Origin of the sequence: Ancylobacter sp. IITR112, from assembly GCF_041415945.1 — a bacterium.
Taxonomy (GTDB): domain Bacteria; phylum Pseudomonadota; class Alphaproteobacteria; order Rhizobiales; family Xanthobacteraceae; genus Ancylobacter.
In genome coordinates this window covers 1,561,763-1,588,074 of record NZ_JBGCUS010000001.1, presented here as the reverse complement: position 1 = coordinate 1,588,074, position 26,312 = coordinate 1,561,763, and the positions used below count along the sequence as shown (strand labels likewise).

Sequence of the window (26,312 nt, the reverse complement as noted above, 5' to 3'; positions counted from 1 at the left end):
CGCGCACCGGGGGGCCGCACCGTGCGGCCGGGTCTGTGGTCGTCGTCAGCGGTCCGGCACGAAGGGCACGCCCAGCGAGGCCGGCGCCCCCTGCCCGTGCTTCAGCGCCGAGATCACCACCAGCGCGGCGATCGTCGCGAGATAGGGCAGCGAGGAGAGCAGTTGCGAGGGAATGCCCAGCCCGAACCCCTGCGCGTGCAGTTGCAAGATCGAGACCGCGCCGAAGAGATAGGCGCCCCCGAGCAGCCAGAGCGGCCGCCAGGCGGAGAATACCACCAGCGCCAGCGCGATCCAGCCGCGCCCGGCGGTCATGTCGCTGGCCCAGAACGGCGTATAGGCCAGGGAAAGATGCGCCCCGGCCAGCCCGGCGCAGGCGCCGCCGAACATCACCGCCAGCGTGCGGATGGGGCGGACGGGATGGCCGAGAGCGTGCGCCGCCGCGTGGTTCTCGCCCACCGCCCGCAGCACGAGGCCGATACGGGTGCGCGCCAGCGTGTAGGTGACGGCGGCGAGCAGCAGCAGCGAGGCGTAGACATAGGCATTCTGCCCGAACACTGCTTCGCCGATGATCGGAAGGTCGGTGAGGCCGGGGATCGCCAGTTCGGGCGCGCCGTCGAGCCGTGTGCCGACGAAATTGGAACCGATCAACCCGGCGACGCCAAGGCCGAGAATGGTGGTGGCAAGGCCCGAGGCGACCTGGTTGGTCGCCAGCCAGATGGCGAGGCCGGCAAAGACGAGGGAGAGCATCACTCCGGCCAGCACCGCCGCCAGCGTGCCGAGCAGCAGGCTGCCCGATCCATAGGCGGTGGCATAGCCCACAGCCGCGCCGACGATCATCATGCCCTCGACGCCGAGATTGAGCGTGCCGGCGCGCTCGGCCACCAGTTCGCCCAGCGCGGCGATGAGCAGCGTCGTCGCCGCCGCCACGATGCTGGCGAGCACCGCTCCGAGGATCGCCGCATCAAGCATGGCTGGTTCCCTCCACCCGGCGGATGCGGTAGCGCACCAGAACATCGGCCGCGAGAATGGCGATCAGCAGCGTGCCCTGAAACACCCGCGTCACGTCGAAGGGCAGCCGCATGCTGATCTGCGCCGCCTCGCCGCCGATATAGGTGAGGGCGAGCACGAGGCTGGCGATGAGGATGCCCACCGGGTGCAGCCGGCCGAGCATCGCCGCAATGATGGCGGTGAAGCCGTAGCCGGGCGAGATGGTCGGCTGCAACTGACCGATCGGGCCGGCCACCTCGATGATGCCGGCCAGCCCCGCCAGCGCGCCGGAAACGGCGAACACGCCATAGGTGACGCGCTTCTCGTCGAAGCCGGCAAAGGCGGCGGCGCGCGGCGCCGAGCCGGCGAGTTCGATCGAGAAGCCGATCAGCGTCCGCCCGAGCACGAAGGTGGCGGCGATCACCACGATCAGCGCGATAACGATGCCGGCATGCAGCCGCCCCTCGCCCATCAGCAGCGGCATCAACGCCACATCGTCGAAGGTCACGCTCTGCGGGAAATTGAAGCCCTGCGGGTCGCGCCACGGACCGCGCACGAGATAATCCAGCCCGAGCTGCGCGACATAGACCAGCATCAGGCTGGTGAGGATTTCGCTGGAGCCAAAGCGCACGCGCAGAAAGGCCGGGATCAGCCCCCACAGCGCCCCGCCAATGGCGCCCAGCACCAGCATCGCCGGCAGCACCCAGGGGCCGGCCTCGCTGGCATGCGTCGCCAGCGCCAGCCAGGAGCCGAGCACGGCGCCGGCGACATACTGGCCCTCCGCGCCGATGTTCCAGCGATTGGCGCGGTAGCAGAAGGCGAGGCCGACACCGATCAGGAGCAGCGGCGTCGCCTTCACCACCAGTTCCTGCAGCGTGTAGGCGTCGCCCAGCGGCTCGATGAAATAGATGGCGAAGGCGCGGAGGGGATCGTGGCCCAGCAGCACGAACATCACCGCCCCGACCACCAGCGTGACGAGGAGCGCCACCAGCGGCGCCAGCGCGTGGCGCAGGGCGGAGATGTTCTCCTGCCGTTCGAGCCTAAGCGGCATGGTGGCCCTCCCCCTCCGCGTCGCTGTCATGCGCGCCATGGGCGCCGCCCATGGCGAGGCCGATCGCCTCGCGCGAGGTCTCTTCCACCGGCACCGGCGCGGTGAGGCGCCCCTCGCTCATCACGGCGATGCGGTCGGTGAATTCCAGCAGCTCGTCGAGGTCCTGGCTCACCACCAGCACCGCGCAGCCCTGCGCCGCGCGCTCGCGCAGCGTGGTGCGGATGAAGCCGGCGGCCGCGGCATCCACGCCCCAGGTCGGCTGGTCGACGACGATGAGGACCGGGTTGCGCAGCACTTCGCGCCCGATGACGAATTTCTGCAGATTGCCACCGGAAAGCCGCCGCGCCTTCGGGTCCTTGCCGCCGAAGCGCACGTCGAAGCCCTTCACGATCTTCTGGAAGCGGCCGAACAGCGTGGTGCGGCGAATGACATCCGCCGTGACGATCTCGCCGTCGCCATGGGTGGTCAACAGCACATTGTCGGACAGGCGCATATCGGGGGCGGCGGCATGGCCCAGCCGCTCCTCCGGCACGAAGCCGGCGCCCAGCGCACGGCGCTCCGTGGGGCCGAGCCCGCCGGCGGCCACCTTGTCGATGACGATGCTTTCTTGGTCCTCGACCAGGGTTTCGCCGGACAGCACGTTGAACAGCGCCGTCTGGCCATTGCCCGCCACACCGGCGATGCCGACGATCTCGCCGGCGCGCACCTCGATATTGATGTCGTGCAGCGCCGAACCGCGCGACCCGTCGCCGGGAAGGTTGAGGTGGCGCAGCAGCAGGCGCGGCTCGCCCAGCGCGTGGGTGGTGGCGCGCGGCGTGCGCGGCACCTCGGCGCCGACCATCAGCCGGGCGAGGCTGGCGGAGGACTCGCGCTTGGGATCGACCTCGGCAATGAACTTGCCGCCGCGCAGCACGGTGGCGCGGTGGCAGAGCCGGCGCACCTCGTCCAGCTTGTGGCTGATGAACAGCACCGCCCGGCCCTCGCCGGTGAGCACATCGACGGTGCGGAACAGGTTTTCCGATTCGTCGGGGGTGAGCACGGAGGTCGGCTCGTCGAGGATCAGCACGCGCGGGTCGCCGAGCAGGCAGCGGACGATCTCCACCCGCTGGCGCTCGCCGACGGAGAGTTCGCCGACGCGGCGATAGGGCTCGACGGCAAGGCCATAGCGGCGCACGCAATCGTCGATGCGGGCCGCCAGCACCGAGAGCGGCTGGTGGCCGGGCAGGCCGAGCGCGACGTTTTCCACCACGGTCATCGCGTCGAACAGCGCGAAATGCTGGAACACGACGCCGACGCCCTTGGCGCGGGAACTCGCGGGATCGGGGAAGACGATCGGTGCGCCCTCATAGAGCAGCTCGCCCGAATCGGGCTGCAGCAGGCCGCACATCATCTTCACCAGCGTGGACTTGCCGGCGCCGTTCTCGCCGAGAAGGGCATGCGTCTCGCCGGCGCGGATGGCGAGGCTCACATGGTCATTGGCCACAAGCGCGCCGAAGCGCTTGGTGAGCTCCACCGCTTCAAGCAGCGAGTCCGGCTTGTGCGGCGCCTCCCCCATGCCCGCGCTCCACGTCAGCGGCAAAGCCGGCGGTGACGGGCACCGCGCGGGCAAAAGATCTGGGAGAGCGGGGAGCGATCGAGGGTCATGCGCAGCACGCTGTGGAGGCGGTCAGCGGCAGCATGGCATGGGAGGCACGCGGGGCAAGCCTAAAGTCTGGCCCGAAAACTTCGAAAACTGGCGCATTTTTCGCCAGCTTGCGGCAACAAGATACCATCACGGCAGCAGCACGGTGGAACCGGTGGTGCGCCGCGCTTCGAGGTCGCGATGCGCCTGGGCCGCGTCGGCGAGCGCGTAGCGCTGGTTCACCGGGATCTTCACCACACCGGACGACACCACCTCGAACAGATCGGCGGCATTGGCGAGCAGGTCCGCACGGTTCGAGACATGGGTGAACAGGGTCGGGCGGGTGGCGTAGAGCGAGCCCTTGCTCGACAGGGCGAGCAGGCTGAAATCCTTGATCGCGCCGGAGGCATTGCCGAAGCTGGCGAACAGGCCGCGCGGCTTGATGCAGTCGAGCGAGGCCGGGTAGGTCGCCTGCCCCACCCCGTCATAGACGACATCGCACAGCGCGCCCTCCGTGATTTCGCGCACTCGTGCGACAAAATCCTCCTCGCTGTAATTGATGACATAGGCGGCGCCGCACTCCTTGGCGATCTCCGCCTTCGCCGCCGAGCCCACCGTGGCGATGACGGTGGCGCCAAGATGCGTCGCCCACTGGCACAGGATCTGCCCGACACCGCCGGCCGCCGCATGGACGAGCAGCGTGTCGCCGGCCTTCACCTTGTGCGTCTGGCGCAGCAGATAGCGCGCGGTCATGCCCTTCAGCATCATCGCGGCGGCGGTCTCGTCGGCGATCGAATCGGGCAGCTTCACCAGCGGCGCGGCGGACATGACGCGCTCGCTGCAATAGGCGCCGAGCGAGGAGCCATAGGCGACGCGGTCGCCGGGCTTGAGCCCGTCCACGCCCTCGCCCACTTCGACGACGACACCCGCCGCCTCATTGCCCGGGATGAAGGGCAGGCCGTTGGGCGCCGGGTAGAGCCCGCTGCGGAAATAGGTGTCGATGAAGTTGAGCCCGACCGCGGTGTGGCGCAGCCGCACCTCGCCCGGTCCGGGCGCTCCGAGCGTCACCTCGTCCAGGCGCAGGACCTCCGGCCCCCCGACTTCATGGACGCGAATCGCCACCGCCATCGTGCTCTCCTGCGCTAGAAGGGAAAGGTGAGGATGCCGCTCAGCCCTGGGGACCGGCGCGGCGCAGGCGCGCCGGGATCACCCCGAACAGCGCGAAATAGAGCGCGCAGGCGCACAGCCCGACCGTCACCCATACATCCGGCCGCATGTTCTCGACCACGGCGACGATCGCCAGCACCGCCCACAGCGCCAGCAGCGCGAGGGTGAGCAGGCGCAGCCGCACGACGCGGAACGGGTGCACGAACTTGATCGGCAGGAAGGTCAGCACCGCCAGCAGCGCGATGATGCCGGCGATCACGAACGGGTTGAGCGGCACGAGGAAGAAATAGAACACGACGACGTTCCACACCGCCGGAAAGCCCTGGAAATACAGGTCGTCGGTCTTCATCGAGGTGTCGGCGAAATAGAGCGCGCTGGTCAGCAGGATGGTGGCGCTCGCCGCCACCGCCAGCCAGAACGGCATCAGCCCGCCCGAGGCGACAGCGAAAGCCGGCACCAGGCAATAGGTGAGGTAGTCGACCACGAGGTCCAGCGTGTCGCCCGACCAGCGCGGCAGCACCTCGCCCACCTTGGCGCGCCGCGCCATGGTGCCGTCAATGCCGTCGACGAACAGCGCGATGCCGAGCCAGGTGAACATGATCGCCCAATGGCCTTCAACTGCCGCCATCAGCGCCATCAGGCCGCATACCGCGCCGGAGGCGGTGAAGATGTGCACGGCGAAAGCGAGGGTGCGACGGCCGGCCGGCCCCGCATTGAGCGACTTGGTTGTCATCGCCACCGGCTCTCCTCCCCCGCCCGGTCGACCGCTGGGGCCGCCGCCTGCCTCTTCTATTTCTGACATATACATGCGCCCGCCGCGATCCGCATTGCCAGACCACGCCGGGCTGCTTATCCCACACTCCAGGTCCGGCTTATAGTCCCGGTGATGCACAAGGAGGTTCACATGTCATCCGAACTGCACACGGAACAGGCGGCGGCGGTGGTTGGCGGCGGCGCCAGCGGTCTCATCGCGGCCCTGGCGCTGGCGGCGGGCGGGCTTCCCGTCACGCTGGTCGCCCCGCCCCGCGCGCCGGACGCGCGCACCACGGCATTGATGGACGGCTCGGTGAAGGCGCTCGACGCGCTCGGCGTCTGGCCGCTGCTGCGCCGCGATTCCTCGCCGCTGCGGGTTATGCGGCTCATCGACGATACGGGCCGGCTGATCCGCGCGCCGGAAGTGGAGTTCCGCGCCGGCGAACTGGGGCTGGAGGGCTTCGCCTGGAATGTCGAGAACGAGGCGCTGCTGGCCGCGCTCGACGCGGCGGTAGCGGCGACGCCCGCCATCACCCGCCGCGCCGCCAGCGTCACCGGCATCGCCGAGACCGGAACCCACGCAACGCTGGAACTGGACGATGGCAGCCGCGTCATCGCCGCGCTGATCGCTGCGGCGGACGGGCGCAACTCGCCCTGCCGCCGCGCCGCCAGCATCGAGGTGACGAGCCGCGACTATCCGCAGGTCGCCGTCACCGCCACCCTCGCCCATAGCCGCCCGCATCGCGATGTCTCGACCGAGTTTCACACCCGCACCGGCCCGTTCACCCTCGTGCCCCTCCCCGGGAATCGCGCCAGCGTGGTCTGCGTCGTTTCGGCGGCGGAGGCGGAAGCGCTGGCGGCGCTGGATGATGCCGCCTTCGCGCGGGAGATGGAGCGCAAGGCGCATTCGCTGCTCGGGACGATGCGGCTCGATTCGCCGCGCGGCAGCTTTCCGCTCAGCCAGCGCACCGCCACGCGCTTCGCCCGCGGCCGAATCGCGCTGATTGGCGAAGCCGCCCACATCATTCCGCCCATCGGCGCGCAGGGGCTCAATCTCGGCGTGCGCGACGCCGCCACTCTGGCGGAGATCGCCAGCGACGCGCGGCGCGCCAGCCGCGACATTGGCGGGGCGGAGGCGATGGACGCCTATGAGCGGCGGCGCCGCCGCGATGTCGGGGCGCGCGGCGTCGCCATCGACCTGTTCAACCGTTCGCTGCTGACGGATTTTCTGCCCGTCGCCGGCCTGCGTGGGCTCGGCCTGTGGATGCTCGGCCAGTCCCCCGCCCTGCGGCGGCTGGTGATGCGCGAGGGCGTCGGTCCGACAAGCGACGTGCCGCGCCTGCTGGCGGGGGCGCGGCTTTAAGTTACTGCAGCAGGCCGTGCGGCAGCATGTCGTGCTGCAGGGCGTAGAGCATGGCGGTGACGGTGGCGACGGACACCACCGTGCCGACCAGCACGCCGCCGGAGGCGCCGGCGACATAGGTGTCGTACTGCTTGGCCATGATGAAGGCGTTCAGCGCCGGCGGCAGGCTCGCCATGAGCACGGCGGTGGCGATCCACACCGGATCGAAGCCGCCGACCAGGCTCAGCACCAGCCAGACCAGGGCGGGATGAATGACGAGCTTGATGGCCAGCAGCCACGGCACTTCGCTCTGCATCTTCCCCATCGGCCGCAGCGCGACGGAAACGCCGAGCGTGAACAGCGCGCAGGGCGCGGCGGCGTTGCGCAGGAACTCCATGGTCTTTTCCATCGCGGCCGGCGGATGGAACTCGGCATAGGCCGAAAGCACGCCGAGGAAGGTCGCGACATTGAACGGGTGCGTCACCACGCGGCGCACCACGAGGAGCAGCGTGTGGCCGAGCCCGCGCCGGTCGCGCCCGCCGATCGCCATCAGCACCGGGACGATGGTGAAGAAGAACAGGCTGTCGAAGACGAAGATCAGCGCGGTCGGCACCGAGGCGCCCGCGCCGAGCGCGCCCAGAGTCAGCCCCGGCCCCATATAGCCGACATTGGCATAGGAACCGACGATCGCGGCGATGGCGGCTTCCGGCAGATTGCCGCGCCGCAGCCAAAGCCCCACCAGCAGCGAGAGGGTGAAGCACACCGCCGTCGTCGCCGTGGTGGCGAGGATGAAGCGGCCATTGGTGAGCTCGTGAAACGGCGTCCGCGCCACCAGCGAGTAAAACAGGGCCGGCAGGGCGACATAGATGATGAAGAAGCTCAGCCAGGCGAGGCCGCTTTCCGGGATGCGCGCCAGCCGGCCGCATCCCAGCCCCAGGAAGATGACGCCGAAGAAGGGAAGCGCGAGCGCGAGGACCTCGTCCATAGCCGCTCGCTACCGGCTCGCTCGGTTGCGGTCAATCGCCATCTTCGAAATCGGCGCCCGGCGAGGCGGCGGGGCACGCCGGTTGCATTCGTCCGGCTGTTGGGGCGCGGTTGACAGGTTCAGGCGCCGCCCGCTACGGGGTCGCCTCTCCTTTGTCGCAGAAAGTTCAGGATGGCGGGCGGGTTCAGGATGAGAGAGCGGAACGCCAAATACCGGATCGGCGAAGTGGTCCGGCATCGGCACTATCCGTTCCGCGGCGTGGTGTTCGACGTGGACCCGGAATTTTCCAACACCGACGAATGGTGGGAATCGATCCCCGAACACATCCGCCCCACCAAAGACCAGCCATTTTACCACCTGCTGGCCGAGAACGCGGAGACGGAATACGTCGCCTATGTCTCCGAGCAGAATCTGGAACTCGACACCACGGGCGAGCCTCTGCGTCATCCCCAGCTCGCCGAAATGCTGGCAGCGGATGGCGATGGCGGCTGGCGGGTGCGCCGCGACCGGCTGCAATAGCTCTCGCCTCTTCCGCATCTGCCCCAAACGAAAACGCCCGGCTCACCGCCGGGCGTTTCTGTATCGGGAGGTATGCGGGCCTTACTGGGCCGGGGCGTTCTTCAGCTTCTCGGCGCCGAGCTTTTCGAGACCAGCCTTGGTCTGCTGTTCGCGCTGCTCGGCCTCGGCCTTGAGCTGGTCCTGGCGGGCCTTCACCTGTTCCTGGATCTTGGCGATCTGCGCCTCGAACGCCTTCTGGTCGGTTTGCGGGCCGTCATAGACCTTGGCGAAATCGCCGAGACCGATCGGGTAGGAGATCAGCCGGCCGACCGCATTGGCGACCTGCAGGGTCAGGCCGGGCGCCTTCTTCATGCGGTCGACGAAGCCCTGGTCGACCTGGATGTCGCCACGGCAGAACTGCTGGTCGCACATCACGAAGGTGCCGAGAATCGGCTGCTCGCCGGCGAGGGCGACGCGGAAGCCGTTGCGCAGCAGAAGCCCGGTCGGGAAGGCGACGGTGAAGGCCTTCTTCGGGTCATCCTGCACTTCGAAGATGCCGAAGCGGACGAGGAACTGCCCGGTATCGGTGATGATGGTCTGCTCCATTTCGCAGACATTCTTGTTGATCGACGGCTCCATCCGGCAGCGCTTCAGCCACGGAATCGGGATGGCGGGAATCTGCTGCGGGGCGGCGGCCTGCTGGCCATTGGCCGGCGCCGGTTGCGCGGCGGGAGCGGCCGGCTTGGCACCGGGCTTGGCCGGCGCGGTCTGGGCGAGCGCGGCGCCGCTGGCAAGGGCCAGCGTCAGGGCGGCGCCAGCCAGGCTGCGCGCGAGAGTGGAGCGGTGGATCATGTCGAGTTCCTGTCGAGCGAACCGGGTAGAGACAACAGCGGACGCCTCGCCGCCATAACGCGATCGTGGGGCTGTCTCAAGCGCAATTGAGGCGACAGAGTGACCCCGGGACATATCGGTCTCCGGTTCATGCTAGAAGTCGAAGTCAAATTCGAGCCGAATCTCGAACAGGAGCCGATGCGTGAGCGGTATCACCCGGCGGGCTTTTGCGCGCAATGTCTTAATCGCCGGCGGCGCGGCGGCGAGCTACCCGCTGATCGGCGCGGCGCGGGCGCAGGAGAGCGCGGCACAAGCCCTCGTCTCCGGGCACGGCATCGCCATGCATGGCGAACCGCTCTACCCCGCCGATTTCCCCCATTACCGCAGCGTCAATCCGCAGGCGCCGAAAGGCGGGCGGCTCGTTCAGGGCGCGGTCGGCACGTTTGACAGCCTGAACCCCTTCATCGTGCGCGGCACCGCCCCGCCCTTCATCCGCTGGAACATCGTCGAAAGCCTGATGGCGCGCAGCCCGGACGAGGCGTTCACCTGCTACGCCCTGCTGGCGCGCCGGGTGGAGACGGACGCGGCGCGCTCCTATGTCGCCTTCGAGATCGACCCGCGCGCCCGCTTTTCCGACGGCACGCCGGTGACGGCCGACGACGTGCTGTTCTCCTACGAGCTGCTGCGGGCCAAGGGCCGGCCGAACCACCGCACCTATTACGGCAAGGTGGCGAAGGCGGAGGTGACCGGCCCGCTCGCCATCCGCTTCACCTTCGCCGTGATTGACCGCGAATTGCCGCTGATCCTCGCGCTGATGCCGGTGCTCGCCCGCCGCGCCACCGATACGGAAACCTTCGAGCAGACGACGTTCAAGGCCCCGCTCGGCAGCGGGCCCTATGTCGCCTCCGAGGTGAAGCCGGGCGAGAGCGTGCTGCTCACCCGCTCGCCCGCCTATTGGGGCGCGGAACTGCCGGTCAATCGCGGCAATTTCAATTTCGACAGCCTGCGCTACGACTTCTACCGGGACGTGAATGCGCAGTTCGAAGCCTTCAAGCGCGGCCTCTACGACATACGCTTCGAGACCGACCCCGGCCGCTGGAAGACCGGCTACGACATCCCCGCCGTGCGCGACGGGCGCATCGTCACCGAGGAGATCGCCACCGGCACGCCGAAACCCTATTCCGCGCTCATCTTCAACATGCGCCGCCCGCTCTTCGCCGATCTGCGGGTGCGCCAGGCGATGGTGGCGCTGTTCGACTTCGAATGGGCGAACCAGAACCTCTATTTCAGCCTCTACCGCCGCAATGGCAGCTTCTACGACGATTCAGAACTCTCCTCGCTCGGCCGCCCGGCCGGGGCGCGCGAGCGCGAATTGCTGGCGCCCTATCCCGATGCGGTGCTGCCTGACGTGATGGCCGGCACCTGGCACGCCCCGCGCTCGGACGGCTCGGGCCGCGACCGCGCCCGGCTGCGCGAGGCGCTCGACCTGTTCGCCGCCGCCGGCTGGGAACTGAAGGGCGGCGCGCTCACCAGCCGCGCCACCGGCCAGCCCTTCGCCGCCGAACTCCTCGTCGGCTCGAAGGATCAGGAGCGGCTGGCGCTGGCCTATCAGAACATGCTGCGCCGCGCCGGAGTGCGGCTCGACATCCGCCTCGTCGACAATGTTCAGTTCGAGGCCCGCAAGCAGACCTATGACTACGACATGGTGCCCTATATCTGGGACCAGTCGCTCTCCCCCGGCAATGAGCAGGCGTTCTATTTCGGCTCCGCCGCCGCCGACACGCCCGGCACGCGCAATTTCATGGGGCTGAAGAGCCAGGCGGCCGACGCGATGATCGAGGCGCTGCTGGCAGCGCAGGGCAAGGAGGATTTCGTCTCCGCCGTGCGCGCGCTCGACCGGGTGCTGATCTCCGCGCAATTCTCCGTGCCGCTGTTCTACACGCCCGGCCAGTGGGTGGCCCGCTGGCGCAAGGTCGAGCGCCCGCAGACGCTGGCGCTTCAGGGCACGCTGGCCGAAAGCTGGTGGCAGGGCCCGGGGTGAGTGGCGTGGCCCGCGCCGGCGTGGCCGGGGCGCCCCCGGGGGCGCTGCGTCAGGTCGAATCCGCCGGGCCGGTGCATGAAGCGCTGGACAGCCGGGCCTTCACCTGTTCCTTAAGGGCGAAAGGCGCGCGGTCGGCCGGCAGGGGCCGGAACGGCGGCGCGCGAGTGCACTGCTGGAGCCATGTCCATGCGTTACGCCGTCCTCTCTGCCGCTCTCCTCGTGGCCGGCACCCTGTCCGCCGCTGCGCAGCAGCCGATCGAGGTGCACCCCAACCAGCCGGCGACCGGGGGGCTCGAAATCACCATTCCGCCGATCAACGACCCGAATTACCTCGATTACGGCCCGCTGCCGGACACGCCCGGCTCGGGCAAGAGCGAGGACTATATGGATCAGGCCGGCGGCAATTATGAGAATCTGAGCGGGCCGGGCTCGGATGTCGACGCCGACGTGATGCCCGACACCGACGGCGCCTATGAGAGCCCGCTGGAGTGAGCGTCGGCTGAGAGCGGCGGTCGTGCGGAAGGTCCACTGCCCCTGAGAACACCGTCATCCCGGCCGCAGCCGCAGGCGGAGAGCCGGGATCGTCGTCCGACATGCCGTACCGATCCCGGATAGGACCTGCGGTCCTTCCGGGATGACGCCCGTGGCGTGAACGAGACGCGGCACTTGCGCCCCGACGCGGCCCTTAGGCCGCTTTCTCCACGAGGCGGCGTGTTACGCCGCCTTCTCCGCGAGGCGGCGTGTTACGCCGCCTTCGCCCCCTGCTCGGCGATCTTCGCCAGCTCCTTCAGAATGCCGGCGCTGCCCTTCAGCCGCGCATTGGCGCTCGGCCAGTCCTCCGAGAACACCACCTTGCCGTCCGGGCGCATCTTCGCCACCACGTGCGGCTTGCCGACATAGGTGATGAAGCCCGCCGGGTTGGGGAAGCGCCCGTCGCGGAAGGTCAGCACCATGCCGCGCGGGCCGGCATCCACCTTCTCCACATTGGCGCGGCGGCACAGCGCCTTGATCGCCACCAGCTTCAGAAGCTGTTCCACCTCTTCGGGCAGCGTGCCGAAGCGGTCGACCATCTCCGCGCCCATGGATTCGATCTCCGCGTCGGTCTCCATGTCGGCCAGCCGGCGATAGAGGCTGAGGCGGACATGCAGGTCCGTCACATAGTCCTCGGGGATCAGCACCGGCGTGCCGATGGAGATGGTCGGCGACCATTTGTCCGCCGCCGGCGCGGTGATGCCGGCCTTGAGGTTGGCGATCGCCTCCTCCAGCATCTCCTGATAGAGCTCGTAGCCGACCTCCTTGATATGGCCGGACTGCTCGTCGCCCAGCAGATTGCCGGCGCCGCGAATGTCGAGATCGTGGCTGGCGAGCTGGAAGCCCGCCCCCAGCGTGTCGAGCGACTGCAGCACCTTGAGCCGCCGGTCGGCCTGCGCCGTCACCTGCTTTTCCGCCGGCAGGGTGAAGATCGCATAGGCGCGCGTCTTGGAACGGCCGACACGCCCGCGTAGCTGGTAAAGCTGGGCAAGGCCGAACATGTCGGCGCGGTGGATGATCAGCGTGTTGGCGGTCGGAATATCGAGGCCGGATTCGACGATGGTGGTGGAGAGCAGCACGTCGAACTGCCCGTCATAGAAGGCGGACATGATCTCTTCGAGCTGCGTCGCCGCCATCTGGCCATGCGCCACCGCGACCTTCACCTCCGGCACACTCTTGTCGAGGAAATCCTTCACCTCGGCGAGGTCCTCGATGCGCGGGCAGACATAGAAGCTCTGCCCGCCGCGATAGCGCTCGCGCAGCAGTGCCTCGCGCACGATCAAGGGATCGAACGGGGTTACGAAGCTGCGCACCGCCAGCCGGTCCACCGGCGGCGAGGCGATGATGGAGAGTTCGCGCACCCCGGTCATGGCCAATTGCAGCGTGCGCGGAATCGGCGTGGCGGTGAGGGTGAGCACATGCACCTCGGCGCGCATCTGCTTCAGCCGTTCCTTGTGGCCGACGCCGAAATGCTGCTCCTCATCGACGATGACGAGGCCGAGATCGCGGAACGAGATCGCCTTGCCCAGCAGCGCATGGGTGCCGACCACAATGTCCACCGCGCCGTCGGCAAGGCCCTTCTTGGTGTCGGAAAGCTCCTTGCCGGTGACGAGGCGGGACGCCTGCCGCACCACGACGGGCAGCCCCTTGAAGCGCTCCGAAAACGTCTTGAAATGCTGGCGCGCCAGCAGCGTGGTCGGCACCACCACCGCCACCTGCTTGCCGTTCAGCGCCACGGCGAAGGCGGCGCGCAGCGCCACTTCCGTCTTGCCGAAGCCGACATCGCCGCACACCAGCCGGTCCATCGGATGGCCGGAGCCGAGATCGTCGAACACCGCCTCGATGGCGGCCTCCTGGTCCTCGGTTTCCTCATAGGGGAAGCGGGCGCGGAACTCGTCATACAGCCCGGCCGCCGGCACGAGGCGCGGCGCCTCCTGCGTCTGGCGCTGCGCCGCGACCTTGATCAGTTCGGCCGCCATTTCGCGGATGCGGCTCTTCATCCGCGCCTTGCGCGCCTGCCAGCCGCCGCCGCCCAGCCGGTCGAGCTGGGCCTCGGTGTCCTCCGAGCCGTATCGCGAGAGAAGTTCGAGGTTTTCCACCGGCAGGAACAGCTTGGAGCCTTCCGCATAGTGGATTTCGAGGCAGTCATGCGGCGCGCCCATCGCCTCGATGGTCTTCAGCCCGATGAAGCGGCCAATGCCGTGGTCGACATGGACGACGAGATCGCCGGCGGTGAGCGCGCCGAGTTCCGCGATCACGTCCTGCGGCCGGCGCGCCTTGCGCTTGGGGCGCACCAGCCTGTCGCCGAGAATGTCCTGCTCGCCGATGACGGCGAGGCTGTCGGTTTCGAAGCCGCTTTCAATGCCGAGCACGGCGAGCGCGATGGTGCCCCTGGGCAGCGCCTCGGCCGCATCGCGCGAGCCCACCGTCTGCGTGCCCTTGAGGCCGTGATCGGCGAGCACGGTGGACAACCGGTCACGCGACCCATCCGACCAGGCGGCGAGGATGGTGCGCTTCTTCTTGGCGAGGTCGCGCAGATAGACGGCGGCGACCTCGAACAGCGAGGCCTCCGGGTCCGCGCGCTCCGGCGCGAAGGAGCGCGCGGGGCGGCCGTCGAGGTCGATCACGTCCTTCGATTCGGGGAGCGCATAGGCGGAGAGCGCGACATTCTTCGCCGCCTCGCGCCGGGCCTTCCACTCTTCGGCGGTGAGATAGAGCGCGTCGGGCGGCAGCGGCTTGTAAGGGGTGCCGCCGCCATGCTCCATGCCGTGGCGGCGGGCGTCGTAATAGTCGGCGATCTGATCGAGCCGCGAAGCGGCGGCCTCGTCGTCCTGCGCCTCCATCACGATCGGCGCGTCCGGGGCGTAGTCGAACAGCGTGTCGAGCCCCTCATGGAACAGCGGCAGCCAGTGTTCCATGCCGGGATAGCGCCGGCCTTCGCTCACCGCCTCATACAGCATGTCGCCGCGCTGCGCCGCGCCGAAGGCGGCGACATAGGCCATGCGGAAGCGTTTCATCGTCTCGCTGGTGAGCTGCACCTCGCTCATCGGCACGAGATCGAGCGCGCGCATCTGCATGGCGGTGCGCTGGGTCTCGGGATCGAAGGAGCGGATCGATTCCAGCGTGTCGCCGAAGAAATCCAGCCGCACCGGCGCCGGCAGGCCGGGCGGAAACAGATCGACAATGCCACCGCGCACCGCATATTCGCCGGTGTCGCGCACGGTGGAGGTGCGCTGGAAGCCGTTGATCTCCGCCCAGCCGACCACCTCGTCGAGCGAGAGCGCGTTGCCCGGCGCGGCGGAGAAGGACTGGGTGGCGATGAGCGCCCGGCTCGGTACGCGCTGCAGCGCGGCGTTCACCGTGGTGAGCACGATGGTGCCGGCCTCGCGGCCCTTCACCCGGGCGAGCCGGGCCAGCGTGGTCATGCGGCGGGCGATGATCGCGCTGTTGGGCGAGGCGCGGTCATAGGGCAGGCAGTCCCAGGCCGGGAAGGGCAGCACCTCTACGCCCGGCGCGAAGAAGCCAAGCGCGCGCTCCAGCTCCGCCATGCGCTCGCTGTCGCGGCAGATCACCATCAGCGTCGGCCAGGGGGCCTTGTCCTGCGCCGCCAGCGCGCGGGCGAGGTCGGCGACGACGAGGCCCTCCATCCCGCCCGGCACATTGGCGAGCGTGACCGTGCGGCCGGGGGCGAGCTTCGAGGTCAGGGTGGCGAACGCGGTCTTCATATCGGCGGCAGGCCCTCGCCCGACAGATGGAACTGGCGGAAGCGGTGAAAGACGGGGGTGTCGAAATCCGGCGATGGCACGCCGCTGCCGAGCCAGCCGAACAGATCGGGATCCTCGACCTCGATCAGTCTCTCGAAATCGGCCACCTCCTCCTCGCTCAATTCGCCGATGCAGGCATCGGCGAAACGGCCCATCAGCAGGTCCATCTCGCGGGTGCCGCGGTGCCAGGAGCGGTAGAGGATGCGGCGGCGGCGGGCATCGAGGCCCGCGCTGGAGCGCGTGGTTCCGGTCATGTGAGTCCTGTGCCCTGTCTCTCAAGGCCGTGGAAGGCGCCGGTTCTAGCGCGGGCGGCGCCCGCTGTCAGGTGGCTTGTCGGCATGGCTGACAGAACGCGCGCGAGGGTGATTGCGCCCCGCGCGCCCATCGTCCACCTTCCCGGCATCGTGCGGCCCGACATTCTCAATCCCTATTTCGCCGAAATCACCGGCCTTCCCGGCATCGGCCCGAAGCTCGCCCGGCCCTTCAACCGCCTGCTCGGGCGGGAGGAGGGCGCGCGGGTGCTCGACCTGCTGCTGCACCTGCCCTCTTCCACCATCGACCGCCGCGCCCGCCCGACCCTGGCGGAAATCGTGCCCGACACGGTGGTGACGGTGGAAATCCATGTCGACCGCCATGTCCCCACCCCGCGCGGCTCCCGCGCCCCCTACCGGGTCTATGGCCACGACGCCACCGGCGACCTGACGCTCGCCTTCTTCAAGGCGGACCGAAGCTGGATGGAGCGGCTGCTCCCGGTCGGCGAGACGCGCTGGGTGTCGGGCACCGTCACGCTCTACGACGGCATGGCGCAGATGGTTCACCCCGACCGGGTGGTGGACGCCGCCGGCCTCGCCAGGCTGCCACCGATCGAGCCGCTGTATCCCCTCGTCGAGGGGCTGGGACAGGGCCATTTGCGCCGCGCCATCGACGCCGCGTTCACCCAGGTGCCGGAGCTGCCGGAATGGCGCGCCGACCCGCCCGGCATCGGCTTCCTCGCGGCGCTGCGCAGCGTGCACCAGCCGCAGGACACGTCGGACGCCAGCCCGCAGGGGCCGGCGTGGCAGCGCCTCGCCTATGACGAACTGCTCGCCGGCCAGCTCGCCCTCGCTCTTCTGCGCGCCAGCACGGTGAAGCAGGCCGGGCGGCCGAGCGTGGGCGACGGGCGGCTCTCGGCGCGCATCCTTGCCGCCCTGCCCTTCTCGCTCACGGGATCGCAGACCGAGGCGCTCAAAGCCATTCGCGCCGATCTCGGCTCGCAGGACCGCATGCTGCGCCTGCTGCAGGGCGATGTCGGCTCCGGCAAAACCGTGGTGGCGCTGCTGGCGGCCGCGAGCGTGATCGAGGCCGGCCGGCAGGCGGCATTGATGGCGCCGACGGAAATCCTCGCCCGCCAGCACATGAAGACCATCGCCCCGCTGGCGGAGGCGGCGGGCCTTCGCGTCGCCCTGCTCACCGGGCGGGAGAAAGGGCGCGGGCGGGCGGAGCTTCTGGCCCGCCTCGCGGCCGGTGAGATCGACCTCGTCATCGGCACCCATGCGCTGTTTCAGGAAGGGGTGGATTTCCACGACCTCGCGCTCGCCATCGTCGATGAGCAGCACCGCTTCGGCGTGCATCAGCGCCTCGCCTTGGCCGCCAAGGGCGAGGCGGTGGATGTGCTGGTCATGACCGCGACGCCGATCCCGCGGACGCTGGTGCTGACCTATTTCGGCGACATGGACTCCAGCGAATTGCGAGAGAAGCCAGCCGGGCGCCAGCCCATCGACACCCGCGCCATTCCCTCCGACCGCATCGACGAGATCGTCGCCCGGCTCGGCCGCGCGCTGGAAGAGGGGCGGCGCGCCTACTGGATCTGCCCGCTGGTGGAGGAATCGGAAACCTCCGACCTCGCCGCCGCCGAGGCGCGTTTCGCCGATCTCGCGGCGCATTTCGGCGCCCGTGTCGGCCTCGTCCACGGCAAGATGAAGGGGGCGGAGAAAGACGCCGCCATGGCCGCCTTTGCGGCGGGGGAGACGCAGCTTCTCGTCGCCACCACCGTGGTCGAGGTTGGCGTCGATGTGCCCGAGGCGAGCATCATCGTGATCGAGCATGCGGAACGTTTCGGCCTCGCGCAGCTTCATCAGCTGCGCGGCCGCGTCGGGCGCGGCTCGGAGGCCTCCACCTGCGTGCTGCTCTACCGCCGCCCGCTGGGGGAGATCGCGCGGCAGCGGCTGGAGGCGCTGCGCTCCTCCGAGGACGGGTTCTTCCTGGCCGAGCAGGATCTGAAGCTGCGCGGCGAGGGCGACGTACTCGGCACGCGGCAGAGCGGCTTTCCCGGCTTCAAGCTGGCGCGGCTGGAGGTGCATGGCGATCTTCTCGTCGCGGCGCGGGCCGAGGCGCTGGAGATCGTCAAGAACGATTCTGATCTTCGGGGCCCGCGTGGCGCGGCCCTGCGGCTGTTGCTACATGTGTTCGAGCGCGACGTGGCGGTGAAGCTGCTGAGCGCGGGCTAAACTGGGGGCGCGGCGAACAAGGCGATGCGGTGATGCACGGCGCGATGACCGGCCCGGAACGAAAGAGTTCTTCTCTCACGGCGCCCCTGCGCTGGGCGATGTTTGCCCTCGCCTGGGTCTGCGTCGGGCTGGGCATCATCGGGCTCGTCACCCCTGTCATGCCCGGCACAGTTTTCCTCATTCTCGCGGCGTGGCTGTTCACCCGCTCCTCGCCGCGCTTCGAGCGCTGGCTGCTCACCCATCCCCGCCTCGGCCCCTCGGTGGTGGCGTGGCGGGCGAACGGCGTGGTCCCACGCTGGGCTCAGCTTGTCGCCACCGGCAGCATGGCCGGCAGTTTCGTGCTGCTGGTCGTCATCGGCCTTTCCGTGCCGGTTCTGGCGATCATTGGCGCGATCTTCGTCGGCACCAGCGCCTATCTGCTGACCCGGCCGACCGCATGAGCGACGCGGCGCGGCCCGCCGGGCTGATCCTCGCCGGCGGCCTGTCGCGGCGTATGGGCGGCGGCGACAAGGGGCTGAAGCGGCTCGGCGGCGAGACGGTGCTCGCGCGCATCGCCGCACGGCTCGCGCCGCAGGTCTCTCCGCTTCTGCTCAATGCCAATGGGCCGGCGGCGCGCTTCGGGCTCAATCTGCCTGTGGTGGCGGACACCCTGCCCGGCCATCCTGGCCCCCTCGCCGGCCTGCTCGCCGGGCTCGACCATCTCGCGCGCGAGGCGCCGGGGACGCGCCACCTGCTCACCGTGCCGAGCGACTGCCCCTTCCTGCCGCGCGATCTGGCCGCACGTCTGGCGGCGGCTGCCGGGGAGACGGGCGCCGCCTATGCGACCTCCGGCGGGCGTGAGCATCCCGTCATCGGGCTGTGGCCGGTGGCGGCGCGCGCCCTGCTGCTCCGCCTGCTGGTGGAGGAAGACGAGCGGCGGATGATGCACTGGACGCGCGAGGTCGGCGCCGTACCGGTGGAATGGCCGGCGACGCCGCTCGACCCTTTCCTCAACCTCAACACGCCCGACGACCTCGCCGCCGCCGAGCGCCTGCTCGCGGCCTATCCCGCGCTGTGATCGGCGGGGCGCCAGGCGATGGCGTTGATGGCGATCGCGTGCTGGTCGGCGAAATCGGCGATGGCCTCGATGTCGTTAAGGTCGATCACCGGGCGCGGGCAGTCCGGCACCGGGCGGTCGGAGGCGAGGCCGAGGATGAAGGGGTCGTCGGGATAGAGGAACGGCTTGCCGAGTTCGGCCCGATTGATCTCGATCTTGGGGTGATGGTCCTGCTTGAAGCCTTCCACCAGAACGAGATCGACCGGCGAGAGCCGGGCGACCAGTTCCGGCAGTTCCGGTTCCGCCGCGCCGCGCAGCTCATGCATCAGCGCCCAGCGATTGGCCGAGGAAATCAGCACCTCGCTCGCGCCCACAGTGCGGTGGGTGTGCGAATCCTTGCCCGGCTTGTCGACATCGAAATTATGGTGCGCGTGCTTCACCGTCGAGACGCGGTGCCCGCGCCCGACCAGAACGGGAATGAGCCGCGCCAGCAGCGTCGTCTTGCCCGCGCCGCTCCACCCCGCGAATCCGATCAGCCGCATGCTCGCCTCCCCGCGCCTCTTCACAGCACTTCGGCCCTCGCGGCCCCGGCGTCAAGTCGCCCCGGCGGCTGCGCCGATCACGCTTGCGCCGGGTTGGACGGGAAGCGCTTGCCTCATGTTCCGTCACGGCGTAACCCGCGCGCCATGGCTGACCCCATTTCCGAGACCCCGCTCCGGCTCGACCTCAAAGGGCTGAAATGCCCGCTGCCGGCGCTGCACGCCCGCCGGGCGCTGGCGCGCGCCGCGCCGGGCGCGCTGATTCGCGTCGACTGCACCGATCCGATGGCCGCCATCGACATTCCCCATCTCGTGCGCCAGGACGGGCATGAGCTGGTGGCGCAGGAGCGGCGGGGTGAGGTGCTCTCCTTCCTCATCCGCAAGGGGCAGGAGCGAGAGGTCGACACAGCGTCGCAGAAACCGGCTATGTAGCGTGGCGATTATCGAGCCCCGGGGTCCGCGAATGAGACTGACGCGCCGTCTGTTCACCCTCACCGGCCTCGTCGGCCTCACTGTCCACCTCACCGCACTCACTGGTCACGCCAATTCGGCGCAGGTGCCGCATCACGGCCAGAGCGCTGCGGCGCCGCTGCCGTCGCGCGCGGACACCCATGTCTATCTGTTGCGCGGTCTTTTTGGCGTTTTTTCTCAAGGGCTTGACGCCCTCGCCCAGGAATTGGTCGCGCAGGGCTACCACGCCGAAATCTATGGCTGGGACGAGGCGGCGCAGGTTACTGCGCTGATTGAGCGGCGGGAGATCGAGGGCCATGAGGGACCAACGATTCTGATCGGCCATTCGCTCGGCGCGAATGCGGTGATCTCCATCGCTAACAGCCTGCAAACGCAACAGATTCTGGTCGATCTCGCGGTGACCTTCGACGCCACCGATCCCGATCCGGTGCCGGAAAATGTCGCGGTTCTCATCAATTTCTGGGCCGCCGACGGCTTCGGCAAGCCGGTCGAGGCGTCGCCGGGCTATACGGGCGACCTTGAGAACATTGATCTTTCCGGCCAACCGGGTATCGACCATACGAGCATCGACTCGATGGACCAGTTCCACCAGACTGTCATCGCCCGGCTGGAAAGCCTGACCGGAAACTGAGGCGCCGGCTCCCAAAAAGAGAGCCGGCGCAAAGGCTTACTTGAGGGCGGCGTCGACCGCCTGGCGCACGAAGGCTTCCGGCGACACCTTCGCGGCTGCCGCCTTGGCGTTGATGGCGTTGAGGATTTCCGGCGGGAACGGCACGTCGAGGATCACCGCGTCGGCGCTGTCGAGGGAGTAGACGGTGCGGGTGACGCGCGAAGCAAAGGTCGCAACCTGTTGCCGCTTCTGCGCATCCGTCAGGCCGGCCTTCGCGGCCACGCTCGGGCAGTAGGCGGCGATCACGCCGTCAATGATCAGGCCGGAACCGAAACCGGCGGCGCGCAGCCCATCGACCGCCGCGTCCAGCGCATCCGCCTGGTCGAGACCGTCACCCGAGGGCAGCACCTTCTTGATCGTCGCCGCCTGCGCGGCTTCCAGCGTGCTCTTCGGGCACTCGAACGCATCGGCCGCAAACGCCGGCTGCGCCGCCACGAGGGCAAGAGCGAACGCCGAGGCCGGGAGAAACTGTGCGTAGGACATCTCAACTCCTGCTGCGGAAAACGGCTTCAAGGACACGGCTTTGCGCGTGGTGAGCCCGCTGGGACTCGAACCCAGGACCCCATGATTAAAAGTCACGTGCTCTACCGGCTGAGCTACGGGCTCCCACGGGGTGGGGCTTAAGGGTTTCGTTCGGGGAAGGCAAGCGGACGGCGCGTCGCGGCAGCATCTGTCCAAAGGCTCGCCCCCGAGCCTCCCTTTATTTCATATTGCACGGGCGCAAGAATGCTCGGTCGATCATGCCGCTTCCGAGCCGGCCTTACCGCCATTAGCTTGCAGCCGCGACATTTCAGGCCGGCCGCCGGCCAGCCTAGGGACAAGGAGCAGAGACATGGCGAAGGTTCTGGTGCTGTATTATTCGACCTATGGCCACATCGAGACGATGGCCGAGGCGGTTGCCGAAGGTGCCCGCGAGGCCGGTGCCGAGGTGGTGGTGAAGCGCGTGCCGGAGACGGTGCCGGAGGAGATCGCCCGGCAGAACCATTTCAAGCTCGACCAGAAGGCGCCCGTCGCCACGGTGGACGAGCTGAAGGAGTACGACGCCATCATCTTCGGCGCCCCCACCCGTTTCGGCACGGTGGCCTCGCAGATGCGCAGCTTCATCGACCAGACCGGCGGCCTGTGGTTCACCGGTGCGCTGGTCGGCAAGGTCGGGTCGGTCTTCACCTCCTCGGCCACCCAGCATGGCGGCCAGGAATCCACCATCCTGGGCTTCGTCCCCACCCTGCTACATCACGGCATGGTCGTGGTCGGCCTCCCCTATGCCTTCCAGGGGCAGATGGGCGTTGACGAGATCAAGGGCGGCTCGCCCTATGGCGCCTCCACCATTGCCGATGGCGACGGCTCGCGCCAGCCCTCCGATGTCGAGCTGGCCGGCGCCCGCTTCCAGGGCAAGCATGTCGCCACCATTGCGGGCAAGCTGGCGGTGTAAGGCGCCGAGGCATAGCGATGCCCGGCCAGTGCCGGGCATCCACGGCATTGCTTCGCCAATCGAAAAGACATGGATCCCCGGGTCGAGCCCGGGGATGACGGCGCGACGGCCGAACCTCGCGTTTGATCGCGGCGCTCACCGCGCCGGGATGTCCCCGCGCGCCCAGCCTTCCTTCACCTCGGCCTTGAACGCCTCGAAGCGGCCTTCGGCGATGGCGGCGCGGATGCCGGCCATCAGGCTCTGATAATAGGCGAGGTTGACCCAGGTCAGCAGCATTGAGCCCAGCATCTCGTCGCAGCGCACGAGGTGGTGGAGATAGGCGCGGGAATAGTCGCGCGCGGCCGGGCAGTCGCTTTCCGCGTCGAGCGGGCGCGGGTCTTCGGCATGGCGCGCATTCTTCAGGTTGATCTTGCCGAAGCGGGTGAAGGCGGTGGCGTGGCGACCGGCGCGCGTCGGCATCACGCAGTCGAACATGTCGACCCCTCGGGCCACACTTTCGATGATGTCGTCCGGCGTGCCGACGCCCATGAGATAACGCGGCTTTTCCGCTGGCAGGATGGGCGTCACCACCTCCAGCATCGCCAGCATGACCTCCTGCGGTTCGCCGACCGCGAGGCCACCGATGGAGTAGCCGGGGAAGTCGATGTCGATCAGCCCGCGTGCCGATTCGATGCGCAGTTCCGAATCGTCGCCACCCTGCACGATACCGAACAGCGCACGCCCCGGCGGCTGCGCCTCGAACGCCTTCTTCGAACGTTCCGCCCAGCGCAGGGAAAGGCGCAACGCGCGAGCGATCTCGTCGCGGCTCGCCGGCAGGCGCACGCACTCGTCCAGTTGCATCTGGATATCCGCGCCCAGCAGCCCCTGAATCTCGACCGAGCGCTCCGGGGTCAATTCGTGATAGGCGCCATCAATATGCGAGCGGAAGGTAACGCCCTTCTCGCTCATCTTCCGCAGCCCCGCCAACGACATGACCTGGAAGCCGCCGGAATCGGTGAGGATCGGGTGTGGCCAGCGCATCATCTCATGCAGTCCGCCCAGCCGGGCGACGCGCTCGGCGCCGGGGCGCAGCATCAAGTGATAAGTGTTGCCGAGCAGGATGTCGGCGCCGAGCTCGCGCACCTGCCCAGGATACATACCTTTCACGGTACCGGCGGTCCCCACCGGCATGAAGGCGGGCGTGCGCACCACACCGCGTGGCGTCACCACCTCGCCGAGCCGGGCGGCGCCATCGGTGGCGTGCAGGCGATAATGAAACGGGGGGGGTTCGTGCGTGTGGTAAAGGGTCATGGCCGGGCTTGTGGCAGCAAAAGGCAGGCATCGCCATAGGAATAGAAGCGATACCCGCTCGCGATGGCGTGGGCATAGGCGCGCTTCTGCGTCTCATGACCAATGAACGCCGCGACCAGCATCACCAGCGTCGAACGCGGCAGGTGGAAATTGGTCAGCATGCCGCCAATGAAGCGGAAGCGGGTGCCGGGGGTGATGAAGATATCGGTTTCGCCGCGCCAGGCGCTGAGCACTCCCTCTTGCGAGGCGGCGCTCTCGATCAGCCGGGTGGCCGTGGTCCCGACGGTGACGACCTTCCCGCCGCGCGCCTTCACCGCGTTCAGCGCGGCGGCGGCCTCATGGGAGACTTCGCCCCATTCGGCATGCATCCGGTGGTCGGCCGTGTCGTCGGCCTTGACAGGGAGAAAAGTGCCGGCGCCGACATGCAGGGTGACGCGATGGGTCTCGATGCCGCGCGCCTCCAGTCTTGTGATCAGTTCCGGGGTGAAATGAAGCCCCGCCGTGGGCGCCGCGACAGAGCCCTCATGCGCGGCGAACATCGTCTGGTAATCGGCCCGGTCCTGCGCGTCGTCGGCGCGTTTCGCGGCGATATAGGGCGGCAGCGGGATATGGCCGATGACGGCGATGGCGGCATCGAGCGCGGCGCCTGCCGCCTCAAAGCGTAGCGTCACCTCGCCGCCCTCGCCTTTCGCCTCGACGCGCGCGGCGAGCGTGGCGACACCGTCGGCGGAGGTGAATTCAATCACGTCGTCCGGCGCCAGCCGCTTGCCGGGCCGGGCCAGCGCGAGCCAGCGGTCGGGGCCGAGCCGCTTATGCAGCATGGCTTCGACCTGCACCCCTTCGCCCTGCGAGGTGGCACGGCGGCGGATGCCGTCGAGACGTGCCGGCAGCACGCGCGTATCGTTGACGACCAGCGCGTCGCCGGGTGCGAGTAGTTCGGGCAGGTCGCGTATCTGCGCGTCCCGCAGTTCCGGCTCACCACCGGCACATACGACGAGCATCCGCGCCGCATCGCGCGGCGTGACGGGACGGAGCGCGATGCGCTCGGGCGGCAGGTCGAAATCGAACAGGTCGACACGCATGCTTGTTTCCGTCGTCCCGCGCGCCGCAGGGTCGCACCTCGGGACGGGCCTCCACATAAGACGATCCCGGAGCGGTCGCGCGGCCGCTCCGGGATGATGTCGCTCTCGACTAGGAGGATCAGGCGGAGACGGTCGCCTTGACGATCTTGTCCGGGTTCTGCACCGGCTCGCCGCGCTTGATCTTGTCGACGTTCTCCATGCCCTCGATCACCTCGCCCCACACCGTGTACTGGCCGTCGAGGAAGCCGGCATCGGCGAAGCAGATGAAGAACTGGCTATCCGCCGAGTCCGGGTGCTGGGCGCGAGCCATGGAGGCGGTGCCGCGCACATGCCGGCCCTTGTTGAACTCGGCCTTCAGGTTCTTGCCCGAGCCGCCGCGGCCGGTGCCGGTGGGATCGCCGGTCTGCGCCATGAAGCCGTCAATGACGCGATGGAACACCACGCCGTCATAAAAGCCCTGCTTGGCGAGCTCGCTGATGCGGGCGACATGGCCGGGGGCGAGGTCAGGGCGGAAGCGGATCTTGACCGGCCCCTGCGTCGTTTCGAGCAGCAGCGTGGTTTCGGCGGTGTCGGTCATGGTGTCTCTCCTTTATTGGAAGGTCGACGGCGTCACTTGACGTCCGCAGCCACCTTCATCGAAATGATCTTGTCCGGGTTCTGCACCGGCTCGCCGCGCTTGATCTTGTCCACATTCTCCATGCCGGAGACGACCTGGCCGATCACCGTGTACTGGCCATTGAGGAAAGAAGCGTCGCCGAAGGTGATGAAGAACTGGGAATTGGCGCTGTTCGGGCTGGAGGCACGCGCCATGCCCACCGTGCCGCGCTTGAACGGCACGCTGGAAAACTCCGCCGGCAGGTTGGGGTAGCGCGAGCCGCCGGTGCCGTTGCCATACTGGCCGTCGCCGGTCTGCGCCATGAAGCCTTCGATGACGCGGTGGAACGGGACATTGTCGTAATAGCCCTCGCGCGCCAGCGTCTTGATGCGCTCGGCGTGCTGCGGGGCGATGTCGGGGCGCAGCACGAAGATCACCGGACCCTTGGTGGTCTGCATGATGATGGCGTTCTGCGGATCGACATTGGGCGGCAGCTTGGGCGCCTGCGCCGCGGCCGGGGCGGCGGCGATCAGGGCCAGGCCGCAGGCGACGGTGAAGGCCGCAAAGAGGCGTCGGATCATGGGCACGAACTCCGTTGATCAAAGGCGGGGCACGGCCCGCCGCTAAGCCTCGCGCCGGAACCGGCCGCTGAGGCGGACCAGCACGGCGTCGGGCACGAAGGCGGACACATCGCCACCCATCGCCGCGATCTGCCGCACGAGAGTGGCGGTGATGGGGCGGGCGATGGGGGAAGCCGGCAGGAACACCGTCTGCACGCCGGGCTTCAGCGTCGCGTTCATTCCCGCCATCTGCATTTCATAGTCGAGATCGGTGCCGTCACGCAGGCCGCGGATCAGCAGGCTGGCGCCATGCGCCTCAGCCGCGTCGACCACCAGATTGTCGAAGGTCACGCAGTCGAGATGCGCGCCCTCCTCGCGGGCGATCGGCTCGAAAATCTCGCGCAGCATTTCCAGCCTCTCCGCCGGAGCGAAGAGGGGCGTCTTGCCGGGATGAATGCCGACGCCCACCACCAGACGGTCCACCAGCCGCGCGGCGGCGCGCGCGACCTCGACATGCCCATTGGTCGGCGGGTCGAAGGAGCCGGGGTAGAAGGCGGTGCGCATGGCGCTCATCACGGGC

At 68.6% G+C, this 26,312-nt stretch carries 26 protein-coding genes and 1 tRNA gene; 10 read left to right on the top strand and 17 right to left on the bottom strand.

All coding sequences use genetic code 11. The annotated features are described in order from the left end of the window. Positions 1–45: 45 nt before the first annotated feature. From AAC979_RS07540 to AAC979_RS07520, 5 genes are all read right to left on the bottom strand, one after another. A complete protein-coding gene (locus tag AAC979_RS07540) occupies positions 46–969 on the bottom strand; it encodes an ABC transporter permease (RefSeq protein ID WP_371346196.1) in 924 nt (307 codons plus the stop codon). After that, positions 962–2,038: an ABC transporter permease gene (locus AAC979_RS07535; RefSeq protein ID WP_371346195.1), complete on the bottom strand. Its 1,077-nt coding sequence runs from the start codon at positions 2,036–2,038 to the stop codon at positions 962–964. Before AAC979_RS07535 ends, AAC979_RS07540 begins: the two co-directional genes overlap by 8 nt. Next, on the bottom strand, positions 2,028–3,593 hold the full coding sequence (locus tag AAC979_RS07530) for an ABC transporter ATP-binding protein (protein ID WP_371346194.1): 1,566 nt from the start codon (positions 3,591–3,593) through the stop codon (positions 2,028–2,030). The genes AAC979_RS07535 and AAC979_RS07530 overlap by 11 nt, the downstream gene beginning before the upstream one ends. Before the next feature lie 216 nt (positions 3,594–3,809). Beyond that, positions 3,810–4,787, bottom strand: coding sequence for a quinone oxidoreductase (locus AAC979_RS07525; RefSeq protein ID WP_371346193.1), 978 nt, complete (start codon positions 4,785–4,787; stop codon positions 3,810–3,812). A gap of 40 nt (positions 4,788–4,827) precedes the next feature. Beyond that, on the bottom strand, positions 4,828–5,559 hold the full coding sequence (locus AAC979_RS07520; protein ID WP_371349018.1) for a phosphatidylcholine/phosphatidylserine synthase: 732 nt from the start codon (positions 5,557–5,559) through the stop codon (positions 4,828–4,830). A gap of 171 nt (positions 5,560–5,730) precedes the next feature. On the opposite strand from AAC979_RS07520, the gene AAC979_RS07515 reads away from it, so the two are divergent. Beyond that, positions 5,731–6,942, top strand: a complete 1,212-nt coding sequence (locus AAC979_RS07515) for a UbiH/UbiF family hydroxylase (RefSeq protein WP_371346192.1) — start codon at positions 5,731–5,733, stop codon at positions 6,940–6,942. 1 nt (position 6,943) lies between these two features. Here AAC979_RS07515 and AAC979_RS07510 read toward each other — a convergent pair whose 3' ends face one another. Continuing rightward, on the bottom strand, positions 6,944–7,906 hold the full coding sequence (locus AAC979_RS07510) for an AEC family transporter (protein WP_371346191.1): 963 nt from the start codon (positions 7,904–7,906) through the stop codon (positions 6,944–6,946). Between the two features lie 171 nt (positions 7,907–8,077). On the opposite strand from AAC979_RS07510, the gene hspQ reads away from it, so the two are divergent. Then, on the top strand, positions 8,078–8,425 hold the full coding sequence (hspQ, locus tag AAC979_RS07505; RefSeq protein WP_371346190.1) for a heat shock protein HspQ: 348 nt from the start codon (positions 8,078–8,080) through the stop codon (positions 8,423–8,425). Between the two features lie 81 nt (positions 8,426–8,506). Here the strand turns inward: hspQ and AAC979_RS07500 are convergent, their stop codons facing one another. Continuing rightward, positions 8,507–9,256, bottom strand: a complete 750-nt coding sequence (locus tag AAC979_RS07500; RefSeq protein WP_371346189.1) for an invasion associated locus B family protein — start codon at positions 9,254–9,256, stop codon at positions 8,507–8,509. 319 nt (positions 9,257–9,575) lie between these two features. Between AAC979_RS07500 and AAC979_RS07495 the strand changes: the two genes are divergently transcribed. Both AAC979_RS07495 and AAC979_RS07490 read left to right on the top strand, forming a co-directional pair. Further along, positions 9,576–11,276 (top strand): extracellular solute-binding protein, encoded by a 1,701-nt coding sequence (locus AAC979_RS07495; RefSeq protein ID WP_371349017.1) that lies wholly within the window; start codon positions 9,576–9,578, stop codon positions 11,274–11,276. A gap of 186 nt (positions 11,277–11,462) precedes the next feature. Then, entirely contained in the window at positions 11,463–11,768 is a 306-nt protein-coding gene (locus tag AAC979_RS07490; protein ID WP_371346188.1) for a hypothetical protein, read from the top strand. Between the two features lie 251 nt (positions 11,769–12,019). On the opposite strand, the gene mfd is transcribed toward AAC979_RS07490, so the two are convergent. Both mfd and AAC979_RS07480 read right to left on the bottom strand, forming a co-directional pair. Beyond that, positions 12,020–15,532 carry a transcription-repair coupling factor gene (mfd, locus tag AAC979_RS07485; protein ID WP_371346187.1) on the bottom strand — a complete coding sequence of 1,171 codons (3,513 nt, stop codon included), beginning with the start codon at positions 15,530–15,532 and terminating at the stop codon, positions 12,020–12,022. Beyond that, positions 15,529–15,825, bottom strand: coding sequence for a succinate dehydrogenase assembly factor 2 (locus AAC979_RS07480; RefSeq protein WP_371346186.1), 297 nt, complete (start codon positions 15,823–15,825; stop codon positions 15,529–15,531). Before AAC979_RS07480 ends, mfd begins: the two co-directional genes overlap by 4 nt. Before the next feature lie 150 nt (positions 15,826–15,975). Between AAC979_RS07480 and recG the strand changes: the two genes are divergently transcribed. Genes recG through mobA form a run of 3 tightly spaced genes read left to right on the top strand, consistent with a single transcriptional unit; the run spans position 15,976 to position 19,114 of the window. Continuing rightward, complete coding sequence (gene recG / locus AAC979_RS07475) at positions 15,976–18,057, top strand: ATP-dependent DNA helicase RecG (protein ID WP_371349016.1); 2,082 nt, start codon at positions 15,976–15,978, stop codon at positions 18,055–18,057. Positions 18,058–18,089: 32 nt separating this feature from the next. Continuing rightward, on the top strand, positions 18,090–18,497 hold the full coding sequence (locus AAC979_RS07470) for a YbaN family protein (RefSeq protein ID WP_371346185.1): 408 nt from the start codon (positions 18,090–18,092) through the stop codon (positions 18,495–18,497). Beyond that, a complete protein-coding gene (mobA, locus tag AAC979_RS07465; RefSeq protein WP_371346184.1) occupies positions 18,494–19,114 on the top strand; it encodes a molybdenum cofactor guanylyltransferase MobA in 621 nt (206 codons plus the stop codon). The genes AAC979_RS07470 and mobA overlap by 4 nt, the downstream gene beginning before the upstream one ends. Here the strand turns inward: mobA and mobB are convergent. Continuing rightward, the gene (gene mobB / locus AAC979_RS07460) at positions 19,099–19,635 is read right to left on the bottom strand and encodes a molybdopterin-guanine dinucleotide biosynthesis protein B (protein WP_371346183.1); all 537 of its coding nucleotides are present in this window, start codon (positions 19,633–19,635) and stop codon (positions 19,099–19,101) included. The genes mobA and mobB overlap by 16 nt on opposite strands. 144 nt (positions 19,636–19,779) lie before the next feature. Between mobB and AAC979_RS07455 the strand changes: the two genes are divergently transcribed. Together AAC979_RS07455 and AAC979_RS07450 are read left to right on the top strand one after the other, a co-directional pair. After that, the gene (locus tag AAC979_RS07455) at positions 19,780–20,064 is read left to right on the top strand and encodes a sulfurtransferase TusA family protein (protein WP_371346182.1); all 285 of its coding nucleotides are present in this window, start codon (positions 19,780–19,782) and stop codon (positions 20,062–20,064) included. 31 nt (positions 20,065–20,095) lie between these two features. After that, entirely contained in the window at positions 20,096–20,734 is a 639-nt protein-coding gene (locus tag AAC979_RS07450) for an alpha/beta hydrolase (protein ID WP_371346181.1), read from the top strand. Between the two features lie 36 nt (positions 20,735–20,770). Here AAC979_RS07450 and AAC979_RS07445 read toward each other — a convergent pair whose 3' ends face one another. Further along, positions 20,771–21,256, bottom strand: coding sequence for a hypothetical protein (locus tag AAC979_RS07445; protein WP_371346180.1), 486 nt, complete (start codon positions 21,254–21,256; stop codon positions 20,771–20,773). A 47-nt stretch (positions 21,257–21,303) separates the two neighbouring features. Continuing rightward, positions 21,304–21,379 (bottom strand) — tRNA-Lys (locus AAC979_RS07440). Positions 21,380–21,605: 226 nt separating this feature from the next. Here AAC979_RS07440 and wrbA point away from each other — a divergent pair. Next, positions 21,606–22,205, top strand: coding sequence for an NAD(P)H:quinone oxidoreductase (wrbA, locus tag AAC979_RS07435; RefSeq protein ID WP_371346179.1), 600 nt, complete (start codon positions 21,606–21,608; stop codon positions 22,203–22,205). Positions 22,206–22,340: 135 nt separating this feature from the next. Here wrbA and tgt read toward each other — a convergent pair whose 3' ends face one another. The 5 genes from tgt to coaD form a co-directional block, all read right to left on the bottom strand. Then, positions 22,341–23,495 (bottom strand): tRNA guanosine(34) transglycosylase Tgt, encoded by a 1,155-nt coding sequence (tgt, locus tag AAC979_RS07430; RefSeq protein WP_371346178.1) that lies wholly within the window; start codon positions 23,493–23,495, stop codon positions 22,341–22,343. Next, a complete protein-coding gene (gene queA, locus AAC979_RS07425; RefSeq protein WP_371346177.1) occupies positions 23,492–24,577 on the bottom strand; it encodes a tRNA preQ1(34) S-adenosylmethionine ribosyltransferase-isomerase QueA in 1,086 nt (361 codons plus the stop codon). The genes tgt and queA overlap by 4 nt, the downstream gene beginning before the upstream one ends. A gap of 118 nt (positions 24,578–24,695) precedes the next feature. Next, entirely contained in the window at positions 24,696–25,154 is a 459-nt protein-coding gene (locus AAC979_RS07420; RefSeq protein WP_244376647.1) for a peptidylprolyl isomerase, read from the bottom strand. A gap of 32 nt (positions 25,155–25,186) precedes the next feature. Then, entirely contained in the window at positions 25,187–25,753 is a 567-nt protein-coding gene (locus tag AAC979_RS07415; protein ID WP_371346176.1) for a peptidylprolyl isomerase, read from the bottom strand. Positions 25,754–25,795: 42 nt separating this feature from the next. After that, positions 25,796–26,296 (bottom strand): pantetheine-phosphate adenylyltransferase, encoded by a 501-nt coding sequence (coaD, locus tag AAC979_RS07410; RefSeq protein WP_371349015.1) that lies wholly within the window; start codon positions 26,294–26,296, stop codon positions 25,796–25,798. Positions 26,297–26,312 lie beyond the last annotated feature (16 nt).